This window comes from Candidatus Omnitrophota bacterium (assembly GCA_041650805.1).
Lineage (GTDB): Bacteria > Omnitrophota > Gorgyraeia > 2-01-FULL-45-10 > 2-01-FULL-45-10 > JBAZKM01.
On sequence record JBAZKM010000002.1, the window covers coordinates 122,589 to 142,944 of the forward strand.

Annotated in this window: 21 protein-coding genes; all 21 read right to left on the minus strand. The window is 54.7% G+C overall.

Features of this window, described 5'->3' with window-relative positions; all coding sequences use genetic code 11:
• Positions 1–54: 54 nt before the first annotated feature.
• Positions 55–1,710 carry a dihydroxy-acid dehydratase gene (gene ilvD / locus WC515_02110; GenBank protein MFA5146160.1) on the minus strand — a complete coding sequence of 552 codons (1,656 nt, stop codon included), beginning with the start codon at positions 1,708–1,710 and terminating at the stop codon, positions 55–57.
• 109 nt (positions 1,711–1,819) lie between these two features.
• Positions 1,820–2,971: an alanine racemase gene (alr, locus tag WC515_02115; GenBank protein ID MFA5146161.1), complete on the minus strand. Its 1,152-nt coding sequence runs from the start codon at positions 2,969–2,971 to the stop codon at positions 1,820–1,822.
• 28 nt (positions 2,972–2,999) lie between these two features.
• On the minus strand, positions 3,000–3,668 hold the full coding sequence (tsaB, locus tag WC515_02120) for a tRNA (adenosine(37)-N6)-threonylcarbamoyltransferase complex dimerization subunit type 1 TsaB (GenBank protein ID MFA5146162.1): 669 nt from the start codon (positions 3,666–3,668) through the stop codon (positions 3,000–3,002).
• 114 nt (positions 3,669–3,782) lie between these two features.
• Complete coding sequence (tsaE, locus tag WC515_02125; protein ID MFA5146163.1) at positions 3,783–4,202, minus strand: tRNA (adenosine(37)-N6)-threonylcarbamoyltransferase complex ATPase subunit type 1 TsaE; 420 nt, start codon at positions 4,200–4,202, stop codon at positions 3,783–3,785.
• A gap of 2 nt (positions 4,203–4,204) precedes the next feature.
• Positions 4,205–5,116, minus strand: coding sequence for a thiamine-phosphate kinase (locus tag WC515_02130; protein ID MFA5146164.1), 912 nt, complete (start codon positions 5,114–5,116; stop codon positions 4,205–4,207).
• Between the two features lie 47 nt (positions 5,117–5,163).
• Positions 5,164–6,198, minus strand: a complete 1,035-nt coding sequence (gene mtnA / locus WC515_02135; protein MFA5146165.1) for an S-methyl-5-thioribose-1-phosphate isomerase — start codon at positions 6,196–6,198, stop codon at positions 5,164–5,166.
• A 3-nt stretch (positions 6,199–6,201) separates the two neighbouring features.
• Complete coding sequence (locus WC515_02140) at positions 6,202–7,305, minus strand: DUF362 domain-containing protein (GenBank protein MFA5146166.1); 1,104 nt, start codon at positions 7,303–7,305, stop codon at positions 6,202–6,204.
• 2 nt (positions 7,306–7,307) lie between these two features.
• Positions 7,308–8,348: a CPBP family intramembrane glutamic endopeptidase gene (locus WC515_02145; protein MFA5146167.1), complete on the minus strand. Its 1,041-nt coding sequence runs from the start codon at positions 8,346–8,348 to the stop codon at positions 7,308–7,310.
• 33 nt (positions 8,349–8,381) lie between these two features.
• Positions 8,382–9,749: a TatD family hydrolase gene (locus WC515_02150; protein MFA5146168.1), complete on the minus strand. Its 1,368-nt coding sequence runs from the start codon at positions 9,747–9,749 to the stop codon at positions 8,382–8,384.
• Position 9,750: 1 nt separating this feature from the next.
• Positions 9,751–11,292, minus strand: a complete 1,542-nt coding sequence (metG, locus tag WC515_02155; protein MFA5146169.1) for a methionine--tRNA ligase — start codon at positions 11,290–11,292, stop codon at positions 9,751–9,753.
• Positions 11,289–12,113: a stage 0 sporulation family protein gene (locus WC515_02160; protein MFA5146170.1), complete on the minus strand. Its 825-nt coding sequence runs from the start codon at positions 12,111–12,113 to the stop codon at positions 11,289–11,291. Before WC515_02160 ends, metG begins: the two co-directional genes overlap by 4 nt.
• Positions 12,114–12,127: 14 nt before the next feature.
• A complete protein-coding gene (holB, locus tag WC515_02165) occupies positions 12,128–13,093 on the minus strand; it encodes a DNA polymerase III subunit delta' (GenBank protein ID MFA5146171.1) in 966 nt (321 codons plus the stop codon).
• The gene (tmk, locus tag WC515_02170) at positions 13,062–13,715 is read right to left on the minus strand and encodes a dTMP kinase (GenBank protein MFA5146172.1); all 654 of its coding nucleotides are present in this window, start codon (positions 13,713–13,715) and stop codon (positions 13,062–13,064) included. The genes holB and tmk overlap by 32 nt, the downstream gene beginning before the upstream one ends.
• Positions 13,697–15,160 (minus strand): cysteine--tRNA ligase, encoded by a 1,464-nt coding sequence (gene cysS, locus WC515_02175; protein ID MFA5146173.1) that lies wholly within the window; start codon positions 15,158–15,160, stop codon positions 13,697–13,699. The genes tmk and cysS overlap by 19 nt, the downstream gene beginning before the upstream one ends.
• A gap of 21 nt (positions 15,161–15,181) precedes the next feature.
• Entirely contained in the window at positions 15,182–15,865 is a 684-nt protein-coding gene (cysE, locus tag WC515_02180) for a serine O-acetyltransferase (GenBank protein MFA5146174.1), read from the minus strand.
• Complete coding sequence (gene ispF, locus WC515_02185; protein ID MFA5146175.1) at positions 15,866–16,339, minus strand: 2-C-methyl-D-erythritol 2,4-cyclodiphosphate synthase; 474 nt, start codon at positions 16,337–16,339, stop codon at positions 15,866–15,868.
• The gene (gene ispD, locus WC515_02190; GenBank protein ID MFA5146176.1) at positions 16,336–17,004 is read right to left on the minus strand and encodes a 2-C-methyl-D-erythritol 4-phosphate cytidylyltransferase; all 669 of its coding nucleotides are present in this window, start codon (positions 17,002–17,004) and stop codon (positions 16,336–16,338) included. The genes ispF and ispD overlap by 4 nt, the downstream gene beginning before the upstream one ends.
• A 13-nt stretch (positions 17,005–17,017) precedes the next feature.
• Complete coding sequence (locus WC515_02195; GenBank protein ID MFA5146177.1) at positions 17,018–18,040, minus strand: PIN domain-containing protein; 1,023 nt, start codon at positions 18,038–18,040, stop codon at positions 17,018–17,020.
• Between the two features lie 34 nt (positions 18,041–18,074).
• Positions 18,075–18,686, minus strand: coding sequence for an MlaD family protein (locus WC515_02200; GenBank protein ID MFA5146178.1), 612 nt, complete (start codon positions 18,684–18,686; stop codon positions 18,075–18,077).
• A gap of 11 nt (positions 18,687–18,697) precedes the next feature.
• On the minus strand, positions 18,698–19,465 hold the full coding sequence (locus WC515_02205; protein ID MFA5146179.1) for an ABC transporter ATP-binding protein: 768 nt from the start codon (positions 19,463–19,465) through the stop codon (positions 18,698–18,700).
• Between the two features lie 97 nt (positions 19,466–19,562).
• Positions 19,563–20,351, minus strand: coding sequence for an ABC transporter permease (locus WC515_02210; GenBank protein ID MFA5146180.1), 789 nt, complete (start codon positions 20,349–20,351; stop codon positions 19,563–19,565).
• Positions 20,352–20,356: the final 5 nt, after the last annotated feature.

Sequence of the window (20,356 nt, forward strand, 5' to 3'; positions counted from 1 at the left end):
ATATAGCCCCTTAGGGTATAGGGTTTAGGGTATAGGGTATAGTAATATTTTACCTTACGCTTTTAAGATCGCTCCCTCTGATGCCGAAGAGACCATCTTCGCATATCGCGCGAGATAACCTTCCGTCTCTTTCGGCGCGGGGGCCCTCCATTTAGCGAGGCGCGCCTTTATCTCGCCTTCGCTGAGGTCCACGTCAAGCCGCCTCGACGGTATATCTATTATGATCCCGTCATCGTCCTGCACTATCGCAAGCGCCCCTCCGGCAAAGGCCTCGGGAGCTATGTGGCCTATGCAGGGCCCCTGCGTCCCTCCCGAAAACCTTCCGTCGGTGATCAACGCAACGTGGTCCGCAAGCCCCATACCGACGATCGCCGCGGTCGGGGATAGCATCTCCCTCATCCCGGGTCCGCCCTTCGGACCCTCATAGCGGATCACGATGCAATCGCCCTTTTTGATCTTCCCTGCCATGATCGTCTGCATGCACGCCTCTTCAGAATCGAAGACACGGGCCTTTCCCTTGAACTTCATCATCGCCTCCGAGACGGCGGTCTGCTTTATGACCGCGCCCTCTGGCGCAATGTTCCCGCGGAGCACCGCTATCCCGCCCTCCTGGTGATAGGCGTTCTTTGCGTCGCGTATAACGTCCTCGTCCAGCACCTGCGCATCGTTCGCTATCTGGCTGATCGATCTCCCGCTTGAAGTCATGATGTCGCTCAGGGAATTCTTCATCCTCTTCATGATCGCGGGGATGCCCCCGGCAGATTCCAGGTCTTCCATGAAATGCTCCCCGCCGGGAAGTATATTAGTGATGTGCGGCGTCCTCTTCGAGATCTCGTCGAACATATCGAGCGAGACCTTGACACCGAACTCATTCGCTATCGCTATCAGATGGAGCACCGTATTGGTCGAACCTCCCAGCGCCATATCGATCTTTATCGCGTTCTCGAACGCCTCCCTGCGCATGATCGTGCGCGGAAGGATGTTCCGGCGCACCAGGTTCACGATCACTTCGCCGCTCGCCTGGGCGATCCTCTCTTTTTTCGCCGAAACGGCAAGGCTCGTCGCGCACCCGGGCACGCTCATACCGAGGGCTTCCGTCACGCAGGCCATGGAGTTCGCCGTATAGAGCCCCTGGCAGGCGCCCGCCCCGGGACAGGCGCACATCTCAAGCGCGCTCATCTCTTCCTGGGATATCTCGCCCTTCTTGAAGCGTCCGACCGCCTCAAATGTATCTTTGACCAGGGATAACCGCCTTCCCCTCAGGTTGCCGCTCATCATGGGTCCCGCCGTCACTACTATGGAAGGGACGTTGATCCGCCCGACCGCCATCAGCATGCCCGGCGTTATCTTATCGCAGTTGGTAAGGCAGACGAGCCCGTCAAAGCAGTGTGCCTTCATGATCGTCTCGACCATATCGGCGATAAGCTCTCTTGAAGCAAGCGAATACTTCATGCCCGTATGTCCCATAGCTATGCCGTCGCATATGCCGGGAATGCCGAAGAAGAAAGGCACCCCGCCCGCAGCCGCTATGCCGCGCTCGATGAACCGCTCAAGGCGCGCCATATGTATATGCCCCGGGATTATATCGGTCCTTGAGGTCGCAACCGCTATAAACGGCTTAGCCATATCATCTTTGGATATGCCTGTGGCGTACAGGAGACTGCGCGCACCTGCCCTCTCAATACCCTTCTTTATCTTGTCGCTTTTCATAGGATTTCCTCATCTTTTAGATACCGAACCCCGTATCACACTTAGATTTAGCATTATATAATATTATGAGCTAATATGTCAATTGAATTAAAGGAGGAACCCTTGAGGACTATATGTAGATCCGCGGGACGCGGTTTGAGATGGAGCAGATGACTTCGTAGGCGATGGTGCCTGCAAGGCGGGCAAGGCGCTCGGTCCTGATCTCGTTACGGCCCTGCCGGCCTATAAGGACGACCTCGTCCCCCAGTTGTACGCCCTTTATGTGGCCGACATCTATCATCGTCTGGTCCATAGTGACCTTGCCTATAACGGGGGCGATCTGCCCTCTCACCAGGACCTCCGCCTTATTGGACAGGTTCCGGCCGTATCCGTCAGCGTAACCGATCGGCAGGGTCGCGATCTTCGTGTGCTTCTGGGTGATGTAGGTCCTCCCGTAGCTTATAGACCGCCCGGGAGGCGTATCTTTTATGAAGACTATCTTCGTCTTGAGCGAAAGGGCCTGTTTCAGCTTTATAAGCTTCGGGAAGGTATGCTTCGGATACATCCCGTATATGATGAGGCCGGGCCGCACGAGGTTCATATGCGACCTCCCGAAGTCAACGGTCGCTATCGAATTGGCCGCATGGCGTATCGGTATCTTGATCCAGTTCCTCTCTATCTCGGCAAGGAGCTTTTCGAAGGCGTCGATCTGGTATTTCGTGAAGAAATCGTCCCTGCCGGCGCTTGAAAAATGGGTGTAGATGCCTTCCAGCACAAGCCCCTTCTCCCCCACTATCTTTTTGATGAAATCGGACGCATCTTCGTGCCATACGCCTATCCTGCCCATACCGGTATCTATCTTTATATGGGCCTTCACCTTCAACCCATCCTCGCTGGCTTTGCGTATCGAATCGATCAGCTCGGGTCCGCATATGGTAAGCGTAATATCCTTCTCGGCCGCGGCCCTAACTTCTGACGGCAGGACCGAACCGAGTATAAGTATAGGCGTCTTTATGCCGTGGTCCCTCAGCCGCACCGCTTCATCCGTCGTGGCTACGCCCAGGTAGTCGACATTGAGCCGGTCCAGGACCGTCGCGACCTCGACCGTGCCGTGGCCATAGGCGTTCGCCTTGACGACCGCCATTATCATGACATTCTTCCCGACCATACGCCGGACCTGCTTATAATTATATTCGATGGCCTTCAGGTCCACCTCCGCCCATGTCGGCCTGTGGCGCGTCCTCGTGACCCCGTTCATCGTCTTTACTTTTATCTCATCCATACTTTCCCTATACCCCATACCCTAACCCCTATACCCCCTTAATGTCGCACTCCTTCGAATACATATACATCGGCTCCAGGTCTTCAGGGGCGACGGACTTCTCCCTCTTGAGGATTTCCAGGCCGAGCATCGCTACGATCCCGGCGCGCGGATGCCAGTCCTTCTTAAAATGGACGGCGCCTTCCGGTGTGACCTGCCCTGACGCATTGCCCAGAAGCATGATATCTTTTATCTTCATCTCTTTTATTTTATTCGATAGATCCCCGGCCGGCAACAATAAATATTTCGAGATCTTCTTCAGCTTCCTGCCGTCTGACCTGTAGAGACACCCATATACCTTATTCTTGCGCGCATCCAGCACGGGACATACCACCCCGGTGAATTTCACGGCGTTCTGCGCGATCGCGTCCAGGGTCGGGACGGCTGCGACGGGCTTCTTCACGGAATAAGCGAGGGCCTTTATCGTGACCACCCCTATCCTGAGGCCCGTGAACGATCCCGGACCGGCGCTTATGCAGAAGCCGTCGATATCGCGCAATTTAAACCTTGCCTTCCCAAGCGCGCGGTCTATCATCGGAACGAGAAGGCTCGAATGGCTCATATCTGCCTTCCTGTGGAACCGGCCCAGCACCTTGCCGCCGTCGCAAACGGCGATGCTGAGGTAGTCCGTCGATGTGTCTATTGCGAGTAGTTTCATTGTTCAGCTTTCAGCTTTCAGCTTTCAGCTTTCAGCTTTCAGCAGCTATCAGCATGCCTGACGGCAGTCAGGCTTTTGTTTTAGCTGATAGCTGAAGACTGATAGCTGAAAGCTCTATGCGTGTTTTTTTACAACTATCTTCCTCTCATTCTCTCCCGCGACCGACAACTTCACTTCGATATATCTCTTCGGCAAAAGGGCGCGGATCCTGTCCGCCCACTCGACGACGGTCACGCCTTCTCCGTAGAAATATTCGTCGTAATTCATGGGATCGAGGATACCCGGCTTATCGAGCCTATACAGGTCAAAATGATAAAGGGGCATCCTCTTACCCCTGTACTCTTTTATTATGACGAACGAAGGGCTGTTGACGTAACGCACATCTTTCACCCCGAGCCCTTTCGCTATGCCTTTGGTGAATACGGTCTTGCCGGCTCCCAGGTCCCCGATGAGGGCTACCACATCGCCTCTCTTCAGCTCCCCGGCAAGCTCCCGGCCCATCCGTATGGTATCTTCCCTGCTATGAGAGATCATCTTTAAAAATGGAGATATCCTTTAGGTTTCAATGGCTTCTCTCTGCCGTACTCATCGATAAGGCGGCATCCATAACGTTTATCGGTGACCTCTCCTATAAGCGTGACCGGCGTCTTCATACGGGGAAGGGCGGACCTGAAGAGACGCGCCGCCTCGGGCGCGGCCATGGTGAATAAAAGCTCGAAGTCCTCCCCTCCGTACAGCGCGTCTTCCAGGGAACGCGCCGCACCTGACAGCGGGACTGCGCCCGCACAGATCCTGGCGCCTGCGGAACTCGCCTTGAGAAGGCGCCGGAGATCGAGGGCCAGCCCGTCGGAGATGTCGATCATGGAGTGGACCTTGAAATCCCTGACGAGCGAACGCGACTCCTCCAGCCGGGGCATAAAACGGAGATGCCGTCCTTTTATTGAACCTCCCAATCCTCCGGTCACCAGGATCGCATCCCCTCTCACGGCGCCGCTTCGCAGGACGAGGTCGCCCTTCTTCACCTCTCCTATAAGCGAAACATCGATCACCACCCTGCCGGAGGCGCTCGTATCGCCGCCCACTATATTTATGCCGCACATCCCGGCGAGGCTCCGCATGCCTTTATATACACCGTCGGCGAAAGAGACGGGGAGGTCCGGATCTATGGCTGCGGAGACGAGCGCATATCTGGGCGCTCCTCCCATCGCAGCTATGTCGCTGACGTTCCTGGCAAGCGCCTTCCACCCTATCTCGAAAGGCGTCGCGCCGGACCGTTTGAAATGGACATCCTCCACGAGCATGTCGCAGGTGAAGAGGAGATATTTATCCTTTGTCCACCTGATCACGGCGGTATCGTCGCCGATACCCTTCACTACGGACCCGTCGAGCCGGATGCCTTTGGCGAGCCGCTCGATGAGCCCTATTTCACCTATATCTCTTATCTTCATATCGTTTCCCTACTACCTACGACCTAACACCTAAGATGGTGAACCGGTCACTTTAACTTTCCCAGACTTTTACCATACGGCTTCCTGAATATGCCCTTCTCGGTCACTATGGCCGTGATGAGGCCGTTAGGAGTGACGTCAAAGGCCGGGTTGTATACCTTCACGCGCCTCGGCGCTATCATCTTGCCCAGGGCGCCTCTTACCTCGTCGGCGTGCCGTTCCTCTATCGGTATCTCCCTGCCTGACCTCAGGCTGAGATCGAACGTAGATAGAGGCGCTACTACATACATGGGGATACCGTGGTGTTTGGCGAGGACGGCCAGGTTATATGTCCCTATCTTGTTCGCCGTGTCCCCGTTACCGGCGATCCTGTCGGCCCCTACGAAGACCTTGTCGACCATACCCCTCTCCATGAGACTCGCCGCCATATTATCGCAGATGAGGGTCGTGTCGATATGCTCATGCATCAGCTCCCAGGCGGTGAGCCGTGAGCCCTGGAGAAGAGGGCGGGTCTCGTCGACGTATACCTTTATCCGCTTTCCCTGCCTCTTCGACTCAAAGAGGACCCCGAGCGCTGTCCCGTAATCCGCGGTCGCCAGCCCCCCGGCATTGCAGTGTGTAAGGATCCTGTCCCCTCTCCTGACCAGGCGGGCGCCGAATCCGGCCATGAGCCGGCAATTCTTCTTATCCTCTTCGATGATATCGAGCGCCTCTTTGAGCAGTATCTCTTTTATCCTGGCCACAGGCCTCTTCCTGTTCGCGCAGGCGGTCTCTTCCATCCTCGCCATTGCCCAGAAGAGGTTGACCGCCGTCGGGCGTGAACGCCCCAGGAATGCCCTTATACGCTTCAACTCGCGGTGGAGACCCCCGAAATCCCCCGCCCTGGACCTTTTGATGCCCAGCACCATGCCGAGGGCGCCCGCTATACCAAGCGCCGGGGCCCCGCGTATCTCGAGACGCCTGATCGCCTTCCACAGGCGCCCGATATCTGCGCAATAGACATATTTGAGCTTCCCGGGCAGGAGCGTCTGGTCCACATACTTTATCTTCCCGTTCTTCCAGCTTATCGTCTCAACAGGCATCGCTCACCCCCATATCGCCTTCGTCAGCACGTTGCGCCTGATGTCGATCGCCCTGTAAGGGCAGACTTCGTGGCAGCACATGCACCTGACGCACTTTTTGTAATCTATCCTGCAGCGATCCGGCTCTATCTCTATCGCCTCCGCCGGACAGCTTATCTTGCAGAGGTTGCACCTGGCGCATACCCTTGCGTCTATATACGGGTTGAACTTCACCAGCGATGCGAAGCTGTTCAATAATGCCTTCGGCAAAAATTTCAGAGGCGTCGTCTGCGGAAGCTTGAAATCTTCTTTTATGAAATTTTTAATGTCCTCTCCGGCGATCTCTATCCTGGCCGGATCCATCTCCCCCAGCCCGGCCGCATACGCTTCTCTCGTCGTAAGTACGTCCCACGGCTCCAGGCCCATCGTCCTGGCGAGACACGAATCTATCGCCACCGCGTCTTCGCCGGCCATGATGAACCCCATATTCTTAAGCTCTCCCCTCGCCGGGCCGTCGCCCTCCATCGCTATCACGGCATCGACCACGGTCAGTTTCGGTCTCGCGATCGAATATACCCTGGCGATCAGTTTCGCGAACTCTTCGGGTTTCGGGGCGCGCGAATGGCACCCGGCCTTGTACAGGCCGACCAGGGTGCCGAATGTATTCTTTATGGCGGCCGTCAATGTGGTAAGCACGTGGGTCTTCATCTTCGGTATCGAGATAAAAGAGCCGGAATCGAAGACGTGACGGCTTACCGGTATCCCGTCCACGAACTTCGAACTTGTGAACTTGACGATCTCCGCGCCTTCCTCCAGGGCTATGCGTTTCATGCCGGATATCTCCAGCACCTCTTCTATATTGCTGCCGAAACCTCCGGGCGAATCGCCGATGACGGGCCTGCCGCCCGCGCCCTTTACGAGCCTGACAAGCGCGCGCACAACCTCCGGGTGGGTATCCACGCAGTCCTCGGGGGGACGCGGCGAAAGGAGGTTCGGCTTCAGGAGCACCTTTGTGCCCGGCTTTACGAACTTCTCCATACCGCCGACGAGGTCGACCGCCCGTTTAACGGCATCGAAGACCTGCCGCGTCTCATACTCCCTGCACCCTGTTATCGAAACTTTCGACATCTTCAGCTCAGCTGTTTCAATATGAAGACAAAGAACACCATGCTCAGGTTATGTATCATATGTACCGTGATCGAGGAGACGAGCGTGCCGGTCCTCTCGTACATATACGCAAGCGCTATGCCCAGCACCATGATAGGCAGAAACCCTACGACGTTCGTGTGCAGGACGGCAAATAAGGCCGAGGTGATGAGCGCCGCCCAGAATACGCCGATATATTTCCTGACGGCGCTGTACATGAAGCCCCTGAAGAAGAGCTCTTCGATGATCGGGCCGATGACTGCGGCAAATATGCTGGTGAATAACAGGAATGCCTGGTTCTGCTCTTTAAGGAATAGTTCGACCACCGGCTGCTTCTCCGGCACATAACCGGTCAGGCGTATGAAAAAGAGTATCACGGCCAGCACCGCTATAAGCACGGGCATTATCGCTATGTAACAGACGATGCCGTAGAATATATTGCGGGCCAGATTTTTCACGGATAGCCCGAGCGATATCAACTTTTCCTTATACTTCGTTACGGTAAAGTAAAGTATGAATACGACCGTCAACGTATCCAGGACGGCTGAATTGAGCATCATCCTGAAATTATCGTTCTTGAGCGCCGGAAAGATGTCGGCCAGGAACGATTCTATGATCACGGCCATGTACCCGAAGAAGAGAAAGAGTATGGCTACCCTCGCCACATCTGCCGGGTCCCATCCGATCCCTTTGGTCTCATGCCGGTGCGTCGTTATGTCCGGCATCCTGCCGGAAATAAGAGAAGATACGAATATCCAATCGGTCGCTATCCCCAGCAGTAATACCGCGAAGATCAGAAGGGACGCCAGGCCCAGGACCAGGGCAAGGGGCCTGTTCTCTGCGAGCTTCTTCTCCATCTCAATGCGCTGGGCCACGGGGTCTTCGTTCCATTCGGACTTTGAGATCATCTTACCGGCGTCCAGGGCTTCATCCGATGTGAAGAGCGCTATATTGAAGACGATGATAAAGGTGACGAGGAGGATATATAGCCGGTCTTTTTGTATAAAATTTAAAAGTTTACTCATACTGTAATCTCATGTAACCTTATGCAACCTTGTTTACCCCGTCACCCCTGCGTGCCTCAGCCTGAACTCCGCGCCCAACCCTTTCGCGATCTCTTCGCATCTCTTTACATCGACCCCGGGAAGGTCAAGGCACGTCACTTCCGTCTCTATCCCCTTTCCCACGCATCCCTTTATGAAATCGAGGACACCCTTATATGTCTTATCCCCGAATTTCGGGTCGCATAATCTCATGTACGCCTCTTTTGTATCGGCATTGAGGCTTACCGATACCTTATCCACCAGGCCGGCAAGTTCGGCCGCTATAGGCCTCGAGTTTATCAGGTCGCCGTGGCCGTTCGTCACGAGCCGTATCCTCGCATTCTTCGCCTTGAGCATTACCGACACCGCCTTGACCGCCTCCAGGCGCATAGTCGGCTCGCCATAGCCGCAGAAGACCACCTCTTTATATTTAGCCGGATCGCCGACGGCACCCAGTATCTCTTCCACCGTAGGCTCTCTCTCAAGCCGCAGGTTGTGCCCCTTTACAAAAGGCGTATAACTTCTGACGCAGAAATCGCAGGAATTGGTGCACCCGTTCGTTATGTTGAGGTACAGGGAACCGCGTATCCCGTATGCTATCTCAGGCGCCTCTTCCAGGCCAAGGCCGAAGAGCGCGTTGGCGTTGTGGGTCGTTATCCTGCCGATGTCCTCCGGGGATAGCCCCAGAAGCCGCGACCATTCCTCTGCCAGATACGATAGATACGACGGCTCGTTCCTCTTTCCCCTGAATTCCTGCGGCGCAAGGAACGGCGCGTCCGTCTCCAGCAGAAGGCGTTCCGGCGGCACTACGCGCGCCACCTCCCGCAGACCACCGGCGTTCTTGAATGTGAGGTTACAGGTAAAGGAGACGTATAGTCCCGCGTCGAGGCATCTCTTCAGGAAGGCCATGTCTCCGGCAAAGCAATGCATCACGCCTTTCGCTTCACCGTCCAGCTCGGATCCCAGGATATCGAGCACTTCGCTGCCGGCCTCTCTTGAGTGAAGGATGAGCGGCAGGTCCAGTTCGCGGGCCAGCTTTATGAATTTTTTGAACGCGGCGGCCTGCTGCTCTCTGGGGGCGAGGTTTCTGTAATAATCGAGGCCGACCTCTCCGACGGCGACCACTTTATCTTCCTGCGCAAGGGCCCTGATCCCGGAGACGGCCGCGTCGTCGACCGAAGAGGCATCGTGAGGATGGATACCGACCGAAGCGTATATAAATCCGTGCTTCCTGGCCAGTTCGACGGCCCGGATCGAACCGTCCATGGAACTGGCGACATTCACGATCCGCGCCACACCCTTCGAGAGGGCTCTCTCTATGACACCATCCCGGTCCGGATCAAAGTCCTTAAAATCGAGATGGCAGTGCGTATCTATCAACATGTCATACTTCTATTCTGGGAAATAACGGGTCGGCTTTACTTATCCTGGTCCCTTCTTTAAGGCATCCTGTGCCGGGCGCGGCCAGCTTACAGCCGTCCTTCTCCAGGCCGAGTTGCGCGTATATATTACCCGCTGTCGACGGCATGAACGGATAGACGGCTGACGCAACCGTCCTTAGGGCCTCAAGGAGTCGGTATATTACGCCCGCGAGCTCGTCCGTCTTCTTCTCTTTAGACAGGCTCCACGGTTTCGAATCCTCGATATATTTATTGGCGAGATTTACGACTTCCCATATCCCGGCAAGCGCTTCCGAAAATTGCAGCTTCGGTATCGTCCTCTCCAACTCCCCGGATAACGCCTCCATCTTTTCCTTTAATATTTTTCCCCCAACCCCCAACTCCGGACTCCCAACTACCGCCGGTATCTTTCCGTCAAAGTATTTCTCAACCATCGTCAGCGTCCTGTTCACCAGGTTCCCCAGGTCGTTGGCGAGGTCTGCATTATACCGGCGCGTGACCGTATCCTCGCTGAACGCCCCGTCAAGGCCGAACGGGACCTCACGAAGCAGGAAATAACGGTACGGGTCCACGCCGTACCGCTCTATCATATCGAGCGGGTTGACGATGTTGCCCTTCGATTTTGACATCTTTTCGCCTTTGACCACCCACCAGCCGTGCGCAAAGATCGTCTTCGGCGGCTCTATACCGAGCGCGTGCAGGATGACCGGCCAATATACGGCGTGGTGGCGCAGGATATCCTTGCCTATGACGTGGAAATCGCACGGCCAGTACCTTTTAAAGCGCTCCATGTCATCCGGGTAGCCCACTCCGGAAATATAATTTATGAGCGCGTCGAACCAGACATAGGTCACGAAATCCCTGTCGAACGGCATCTCTATACCCCATGAAAGGCGCGTCTTCGGCCTCGAGATACACAGGTCCAGGAGCGGTTCGTTCAGGAACCCCAGCACTTCATTCTTCCTGAAGTCGGGCTGCACGAAATCCGGGTGCGTCTTTATGTGATCTATCAGCCATGCCTGGTGGTCCGACATCTTCAGGAAATAGTTCGCCTCGTCCAGTTTTTCCAGGGGCCTCTTGCAGTCGGGGCATATCCCGTCGTGGCTCTGCGTCTCGGACCAGAACGTCTCGCACGGGGTGCAGAACCACCCTTCATATACCTTCTTATATATCTTATCCTCCCGTTTCAGTTTCTCGAGTATCGCCTGTACCGTCTTTATATGCCTGTCGTCCGTCGTCCGGATGAAATAGTCATACTGCACGTTGAGACGTTTCCACAGGTCGCTGAAATCGGGCACGATCCCGTCGACAAATCTCTTCTCTTCGCCCTTTTTAAAACCCGCTTCCAGCGTCGCCTTCTCTATCTTTTCGCCGTGCTCGTCCGTACCGGTCATGAAGAATATATCCCGCCCCGACTGGCGCAGGAACCTGGAGACGGTGTCGCAGGCTATCTGGGTATAGGAATGGCCTATGTGCGGTTTCGAATTGACGTAATAGAGCGGCGTTGTGATATAGAACGTCTTCATGCCTTTTTGTCCTGCCCCTTGCCCTTTGCCTCTTGACCCTCTTTGTAGAACACCTCGATCTGCTTCCCGTCCTCAAGCTCGACGGTAGCCGAACGTTTGAGGGCGTTCACGGCCACGACCTTCCCGGCGCCCTTATCCGTCTTGATGATCTCTCCCTGGTGCGGCGCCCCCTTCATCAGCTCCTTGTAGGTCGCGTATTCATAACCGAGGCAGCACATGAGACGGCCGCACAGCCCGGATATCTTCGTCGGGTTCAGGGGCAGGTTCTGCTCTTTTGCCATCTTTATGGTGACCGGCTCAAAATCCTTGAGATACATGGCGCAGCAGAGGCTCCTGCCGCACGGGCCGAACCCGCCCAGCATCTTCGCCTCGTCCCTCACGCCTATCTGTTTAAGCTCGATCCTCGTCTTGAACTCGCTCGCCAGGTTCTTCACCAGGTCCCTGAAATCTATCCTTCCTTCCGCGGTGAAGTAGAAGATGATCTTCGAGCGGTCGAACGAGAACTCGGCATCGACCAGCTTCATGGAGAGTTTCCGCTCCTGTATCTTCCTGGTGCAGGTCGTCATTATCTCCTGTATCTTCTTTTTGTTCTTCTCTATCTGGTGGATGTCCCACGGGTTTGTCTTCCTGATGACCTTCCGGAGCGGCTCTTCGATATCGGAATCGAGGATGACTTCCGCCTCCGACAATACTTCCCCGTAATCCAGGCCCCTGTCCGCTTCGACTATGACCATGTCTCCCACCTTGAACTTCATGCCGCTGGTGGAAAAATAGGATATCTTGCCTGCTTCTCTTAAACGTATCTGAACGACTTCATACATAATGCGCCTCTTCTTTAGCCCGCCATCCTGAGAAGGAGCGTATTCATAGCGAGCTTCGCGTTCGCGCTCTGTCCCAGGAAAAAAGTTGTCGAGATTATATCATGCGTCACGCCCTCGAGATAATCGGCGTCCAGCGTCCCGGCCTCTGCCTTTATGACATCGTGTTTGTCTTCATGTATGAGCGCAACGAAACCGCCGGCGTCCGATTTTGCCGCGATGATGTCCCTGTACCAGGAGAGCATTATATCGAGATAGAGCCCCAGGTCTTCCCTGGGGGTATTGTCAAAATCGAGCTCCAGGAGTCTTCTCCCCGAGGAGGCGCCCGCTATCATATCTCTCTTCCGGAAGAAATCTTTCTCCATGTACTCCAGCGCCTTCCCGGGGCTCCCGCCCGAAAAGCGCGCCAGCACCCGCGCCTGGCCGGGAGAGAGCGTACGGTCCTGCGCCAGGATGACTTCCACATCACCCGCTCTCAGCGCAAAGAACCTGACTACCTGCGCCCGGGATACTATCGTCGGAAGAAGGACGGCCGTATCTTCCGCTATAAGTATCAGGACAGAATCCGGCGGCGGTTCCTCGAGCGTCTTGAGCAGGGCGTTCGACGCCTCGCGCGTCATGGAGCCGGCCTCATCGATTATGCATACCTTCTTCCTCGCCTTATACGGCCGGAGCGATATATCCTTTATCAGCTCCCTTACGGCGTCTATCTTTACGGACGACCCCGGTTTCTGCGGAGCGAATATGAATAGGTCCGGATGCGCCCCTTTCTCCATGGCCGTGCAGGAGTCGCACTTTCCGCACGGCCTGTCCGTATGGGCCGCTCCGCAGTTCATGGCCTTCGCAAAATAGAGCGCCGTCGACATCTTTCCTACGCCGCGGGGACCGGAAAATATGTACGCGTGCGCCGTCCTTTCCTTCCCGAGCGAACGCCTGAGGAACGAGATCGCGCTATCCTGCCCTTTTATACCGCCTGATGACACGCATCACCTCTCGACGCACCGACCCCTGCGTCTCGTCTATGCTATCCGCCACCCGCACCACTTTGATCCGGCGCGGCTCGCCTTTTGCCAGCTTTAAATACCCGGAGCGCACCCTGCGGTGGTACGACAGGTCCTTCTCCTCCATCCTGTCTATCCCTTTAGCCCGGGCGCGCTTAAGGCCTGTCCTGACGTCAATGTCCAGGAGGATAGTGAGGTCCGGCTTCAGGCCCCCGGTAGCCACCCGGTCCACCGCCTTTACAATATACAGGGGAACGCGTCCGCCGTAACCCTGATAACTGAATGTCGCATCGCTGAACCTGTCGCAGACGACCGCCTTCCCGGCCTTAAGGTTCGGCCGTATCACCTCTTCCACGATCTGGGCGCGGTTCGCCTCGAAGAGAAAGAGCTCCGCCAGGTCCGTGATCTCGATATCCTTTGAATGGAGCAGCACATTGCGTATATGTTCGCCGAGATCTGTCCCGCCGGGTTCGCGCGTATGGATACATCCGTAAGAAAGGCCCTTCAGGTACTCACACAGTAACCTCGAGTGCGTGCTCTTGCCGCACCCCTCAGGCCCTTCGAAAGTTATGAATAGCCCTCTCTTCAGATCTTTCTTCGCCACGTAGTGCCCTCTTTAGTGTCTTCCAGTATGATGCCGCTTTCCGCAAGCCCTTTCCGTATATCGTCTGCCGCTTTAAAATCGCCGCTCTTTCTCGCATCGGCCCTCTTCGCAACAAGTTTCAGTATATCCTTATCGCTCAGCCCATTTTCGTGGACCGTTTCCGAAAGATCGAGCCGGAATATCCCGCTCAGGTCCAAAAGCATATCCCGGGCATCAGAGAGCACACCCATATCGTCTTTATCGACCTCTGTCTTAGAACCTATAAGCTTGTTGGCATATGTGACGAGGTCGAAGAGTACGGCAAGCGCAAGGGGGGTATTGAAATCATCCTCCATCGCCTCTTCAAACTGTTTTTTGTAATTTTCCAGTTCTGCAATTTTTGAATTTTGGTTTGTAGTTTTGATTTTTGATATCCTTCCCGCTTTACCCAGGAATATCAAAAACCTCTCCTTCTCCCGCTTCATCTCCTCTATCTTCTCTTCCGTGTAGTCGACCGGGTGACGGTAATGCGTACCTAAGAATAGGAGCTTAATATAATCTGCGTCCCTGTAACGGGCGAGGAAATCCTTTATGGTGATGAAGTTACCAAGCGACTTGGCCATCTTCTCTCCCCGTATCGTAAGGAGGCCGTTATGTATCCAATAACGCGCGAACCTCTTACCGGCGCCTTCGGACTGGGCGATCTCGTTCTCATGGTGTGGGAATATGAGGTCTATCCCCCCTCCGTGTATGTCAAATTCATCCCCCAATACGTCGGAACTCATCGCGGAACATTCTATGTGCCATCCGGGACGGCCTCTGCCCCAGGGGCTCTCCCATGACGGCTCGTCGTCTTTTGCCTTCTTCCATAACGCAAAATCAAGAGACCCCCTCTTATTCTCTCCGGGAGAGATCCTGGCCCCTGCTTCCATCTTCCCCATATCCTGCCTGGAGAGCTTCCCGTAATCCTTCGAGGTCTTTATGTCGAAATAGACGTCCCCTCCCGACTCATAGGCGCGCCCGTTCTTTATGAGCATCTCTATGAACTTTATCATCTTCGGTATATATACCGTCGCCTTGGGCTCCTTGTCCGGCCTCTCTATCCCGAGAAGCTTCATATCGGCGTGATAGGCGTCTAGATACTTCTCCGCAACCTCCTTTACCCCTTTTTCCAGGCTGATAGCTGAAAGCTGACGGCTGAAAGCTGAACGCGCCTTCTCGATAATTTTATCATCCACATCGGTGACGTTACGGACGAATGTGACATCGTACCCTTTATATACAAGATACTGCCGTATGACGTCGAAGATATAGGCGCTCCGCGCATGGCCTATATGCGGCTCATCGTACACCGTAGGTCCGCAGACATACATGCCTATACGGCCCTTGCGGATGGGTACGAACTCTTCCTTTTTACGGGTTAGAGAATTGTATATACGGAGGGAATTCTTCTCTGGATTTATCATTTTGATTCTGGATTCTATCTGTCATTTGCCGTTACGCTCTAACCGATCGATCCTCTTCTCCAGTTCCTCTATATTCTGCATTATGGGATCGATAACGTGTATATGGTCGAGGTCTATATCTATCTTCTTCCCGTCCTGTTTGGTGACCCTTCCCGGCACGCCCACAACCGTCGAGTTGTGCGGCACGTTCTTGATCACAACGGCATTCGCCCCTATATAAGAGTTATCGCCTATAGTTATATTCCCGAGCACCTTCGCCCCTGTCCCCACCACCACGTTATTACCTATGGTCGGGTGTCTCTTGCCGCGCTCTTTCCCGGTGCCGCCGAGCGTCACACCCTGATATATGGTGACGTTCTCGCCTATTATGGTCGTCTCGCCTATCACCACCCCCATGCCGTGGTCTATGAAGAGCCCGTCCCCTATCCTGGCCCCGGGGTGTATCTCGATCCCTGTAAAGAACTTGCCTATCTGGGATATCCACCTCGGAAAGAACGGCACGCCGAAACGCCTGAGCGTATTCGTTATCCTGTAAAATATCAGCGCATGCAGGCCGGAATACGTGAGCAGCACTTCCAGGAAACTGGTCGCGGCCGGGTCGCGTTCAAATATGACCTTTATCTCTTTCCTGAATACGAGCGCTATCAGGACCCAGAAAAGGACCGTTACGCTCAGTATCAGGAACAATATATTCGTGCACATCATTTACTTCTCCTTCAGCATGACGACCGCATATGCCGCTATCGCGTCGCCTCTTCCGATGGCGCCGACACCTTCATTGGTCGTTGCCTTTACGCTTATCCTGTCCTTGCCTATGCCGAGTATCTTCGACATCGCTTCCACCATGCTTTCCCTGAACGGCTGTATGCTCGGCTCCTCCGCGATTATCATGGTGTCTATGTTCGAGATGGAGAAGTTCTTTTTAGCCGCTATCTCGCATACCTTCCTCAATATCTCCATGCTCGCTATACCTTTATACTGTGGGTCCGTGTTCGGGAAGTGCTGTCCTATATCTCCCAGCGAAAGGCCGCCCAGTATCGCGTCCGAGACGGCGTGCAGCACGACGTCGCCGTCGGAATATCCTATAAGGCCTTTCACGTACGGTATCTCTACGCCCCCCAGGAAAAGCTTCCGCTCCTCGACCAGCCTGTGTATATCGTACCCTATCCCGACTCTCATAATAGCACCTCCGCCAATCTCAGGTCCTCTCTCGTAGTGACCTTTATATTCCCGGGAGAACCCTTTATTATCTTCACCCTCCCGCCGGCGCGTTCAACCAGGCCGGCATCATCCGTAACGTTACCGCCTTTTATCTTCCCGTAAGCCCTCTTTATCACCCCATACCTGAATGCCTGCGGCGTCTCGGCCCTGAATATGACGCGTCGGTCGAGCGTCTTCTTTACAAAAAATCCATTATCCACGAGCTTGACCGTATCGCTCTCCGGGACGGCTACTATCGCGCCGCCGTACTTCAGGGCCGCGCGGATCGACTTTTCGATGATCCCCGGCTTCGGGAAAGGGCGTCCCCCGTCCTGTATCAGGACTACGTCGTAGGAGGGCCCTGCCTTCTCAAGGCAGTTGCGGACCGATTCGAACCGCGTCCTGCCGCCCTCTGTGACTTCGATGACCTTCCGGAACCCGAACCTCCTGACCAGCTGCCGCATCCGTCCGACGCACCCCTTTTCGGCCGCCACTATTATACCGTCGACGGCACGGCACGCGTCAAGCGCCCCAAGCGCATAAGCCACAAGCGGCTTCCCGCGCAAACGGACGAACGGTTTCTTGGTCCTCAGGCCCAATCTTTTACCGTATCCCGCGGCAGCGACTATCGCGACAGTCCTCATATCTCTTAAGGCCCTACCTCTTCCAACCCTGTTGCCGCGACGACTCGTCAAGCTTCGCGAATATCATCCTGCCTGCCGACGTCTGGAGCACGCTGGTGACGATAACCTTCACGGGCTGGCCTATAAGGTGTTTCGTATTGTCCACCACCACCATGGTCCCGTCATCAAGATACGCCACCCCCTGGTTATGCTCCTTCCCCTCTTTTATTATCCTGACATCCATCGTCTCGCCGGGAAGGACGACAGGCCTCAGGGTGTTCGCCAGTTCGTTTATATTGAGGACCGGCACCCCCTGGAGCTCCGAGATCTTGTTAAGGTTAAAATCGTTCGTGAATATCTTGGCGCCGAGGAGCTTGGCAAGTTTCACCAGTTTCGCATCCACATCCTTTATATCCGGAAAATCCTCCTCGTGGATCCTTACGTCAAGCGCCGTATTCTTCTGGATCTTATTGAGAATGTCCAGGCCCCGCCTGCCGCGGTTCCTCTTCAGCGAGTCCTGCGAATCCGCGATCTGCTGCAGCTCCTTGAGGACGAACCTCGGTATTATCAGCCGCCCTTCGATGAACCGCGTCTGGCATATGTCGGCTATCCTGCCGTCGATTATGACGCTCGTGTCGAGCACTATGATATCGTCCTTCTTGTCCTGCCTTACGAATTTGACATAAGGTATTATAAGGTTGAATTCGTCCTTTCCCCTCATGGCGATGACCATGCCCAGGTAACAGAATACCAGTATCAGTATTATCTGGATCGATGAGAATAGCTCTATCTCCATCGGTATGAGCTTCAAAACGCTCGTCAGTATCCACGCCATGAAGAACCCGAATATCATGCCGAAGACGCCGGCCGATAGGTTCCTTATGGAGAAGCGCCTCATCGCGACCTCTACCAGGATGATCGCGACAGACCCTACAAACCCGCTCGCCGTACCGGTGAGCGCCCATTCCAGCCGGAAATCGCCCAGGAGGGCGCCGACATAATACCCGACCACACTGCTCAATATTACGAAAAAAGCCCTTATAAAAAGTATCGTCATCGTTTAACCCTCACCTTCCCGTTTCGGAATACCTCTATTCGCCTCTAGGTTTATTCAGTAGCTTCCACGGATGCTTCTTGATATCCTCTACAAACGCCTCCAGATCTTTATAGATCTTCTCTTCCACCAGGAGCTTCCCTATAGTCCCCTCGCCGTTCTTCAACCGTTCCACTATGACGTTCACGGAGCTGGAAAGGTTGGCGAGGTTCTCCGTTATCTTCTCCATCGGCACGGGATCGTGACCGACCACCACGTCCTGGTCCCGGAGGATGCGCTTACCGGGCGTGCCCGGGAATATCTCAAGATACTTTTCACCCAGCAGCCCCAGCGTATTGACCGTTACGATCGAATCTTCCTCTATCTTTATATCGTTGTTATTTATCCAGGCATATATCTCGACCTTCGTCTTACCGTCCTTATCATCCCGTAATATGCGCAGGCCTTCTACCTGCCCTACGCCTACGCCCGCAAGCCGCACGGGGGCGCTCCCTCCTATGCCGCTCGCGAAATTGAAGATCACCCTTATGTGATATCCCGATTTTACAAGCGTTATGTCCCCTATCGAGAATACTATAAGGAAAAGTATGGCCATGCCTATCAGGATAAATATGCCGACTTTTATTTCAAACGCCTTTGTGTTGTCCATTACACTCCTCCTTATATCAGATGGTCAAAATCTATGCCTTCGGTGATCGGCCCCTTGCTCGCACCGGTGATGAACTGGCGCACGATCGGATCCTTAGTGCCCTTTATCTCGTCCGGGGTGCCCACCGCCACTATTTTGCCGTTATACAGCATGGCGATCCTATCGGCTATCTTATAGGCGCTCGTCATATCGTGCGTAACGGCTATGGACGTTATCTTGAGCTTATTGTGCAACTCCACGATCAGGTCGTTTATCGCATCTCCCATGATCGGGTCGACGCCGGTGGTCGGCTCATCGTAAAGGATTATCTTGGGCCTCATGCAGATGGCCCGGGCCAGCCCCACCCGCTTCCTCATGCCGCCGGAGAGTTCCGCCGGTTTCTTGTCTTCTATATCTTTCAGCCCCACGAGAGAGAGGCTCTCTTTGACGTGCCTGGCAACGTCTTCCTTAGTCGCGTGGGCATGCTCTATCAGGTTGAACCCGACATTCTCCATCACGCTCATCGAGTCGAATAGCGCGGCTCCCTGGAAGAGCATGCCGAACCCCATCCTCATCTCATTGAGCTCTTTTTCGTCCATCCTGGCGACGTCTTTACCGTCTATAAGGACCTGCCCGGAATCCGGCTTCAATATACCGATTATATGCTTCAGGAGGACGCTCTTGCCGCATCCCGATCTCCCTATGATGACCGTCGTCTCCCCCATATTCATATTGAGGTTCAGGTTATCGAGCACCCTGTGCCCGTTGAACGACTTGCAAAGATTTATTATCTCTATCATCTTTTAAGCTTTCAGCTTTCAGCTTTCAGCTTTCAGCTTTCAGCAGCTATCAGCTTTTGTTTTAGCTGATAGCTGAGAGCTGACGGCTGATAGCTCTCTAACCTATAAAGTAGAACAACGCCGTGAAGAAACAATCCGACGCTATTATCAGTATGAAACTCGTCACGACGCTCGACGTCGTGGCCCGGCCTACCCCTTCCGCGCCGCCCTCCGTCGTCATCCCCTCATAACAGGCTATTATGCATATTATGACGGCGAAGAAGAAACTCTTTATAAGCCCTGTGAAGACATCCTTGTACTTGAGCGGATTCCATGTCATCTTCATATACATGGAATGGGATATGTCCAGCTTATAGACACCTATAAGGTAACCGCCCAGCCCGCCGATCACATCGGAATAGAGGGTCAGCAGCGGCACCATTATCACCAGCGCCAGGAACCGCGGGACGACCAGGTACTTTATAGGATTGGTGGCGAGGGTTTCCAGCGCATCTATCTGTTCGGTGACCTTCATCGTACCGAGTTCCGCGGTGATCGACGCCCCTACCCTTCCCGCAACTATAAGCGCCGTGAGCACCGGCCCCAGTTCCCTTGTCACAGACAGGGCGACGAGCGAAGCGATATACATCTCCGCCGATATCTTCTGCATCTGGTAGGCGCTCTGTAGCGCCAGGACCATCCCGGTGAAGAGGCTTATCAACGAGACGATCGGCAGGCTGTCCACGCCTATCCTGGACATCTGCTCGACCACCTGGCGGCGCCTGAGAGGCGGTATGGGTATCCAGAAGAGCGTCTTCCCGGTCAGGAGCGAGATGCCGCCGGCATACTGTATGAACGCCATAAAACGATGGCCTATGACCTCCGCTATCCTCGTTATCCTCTTCACCTGCC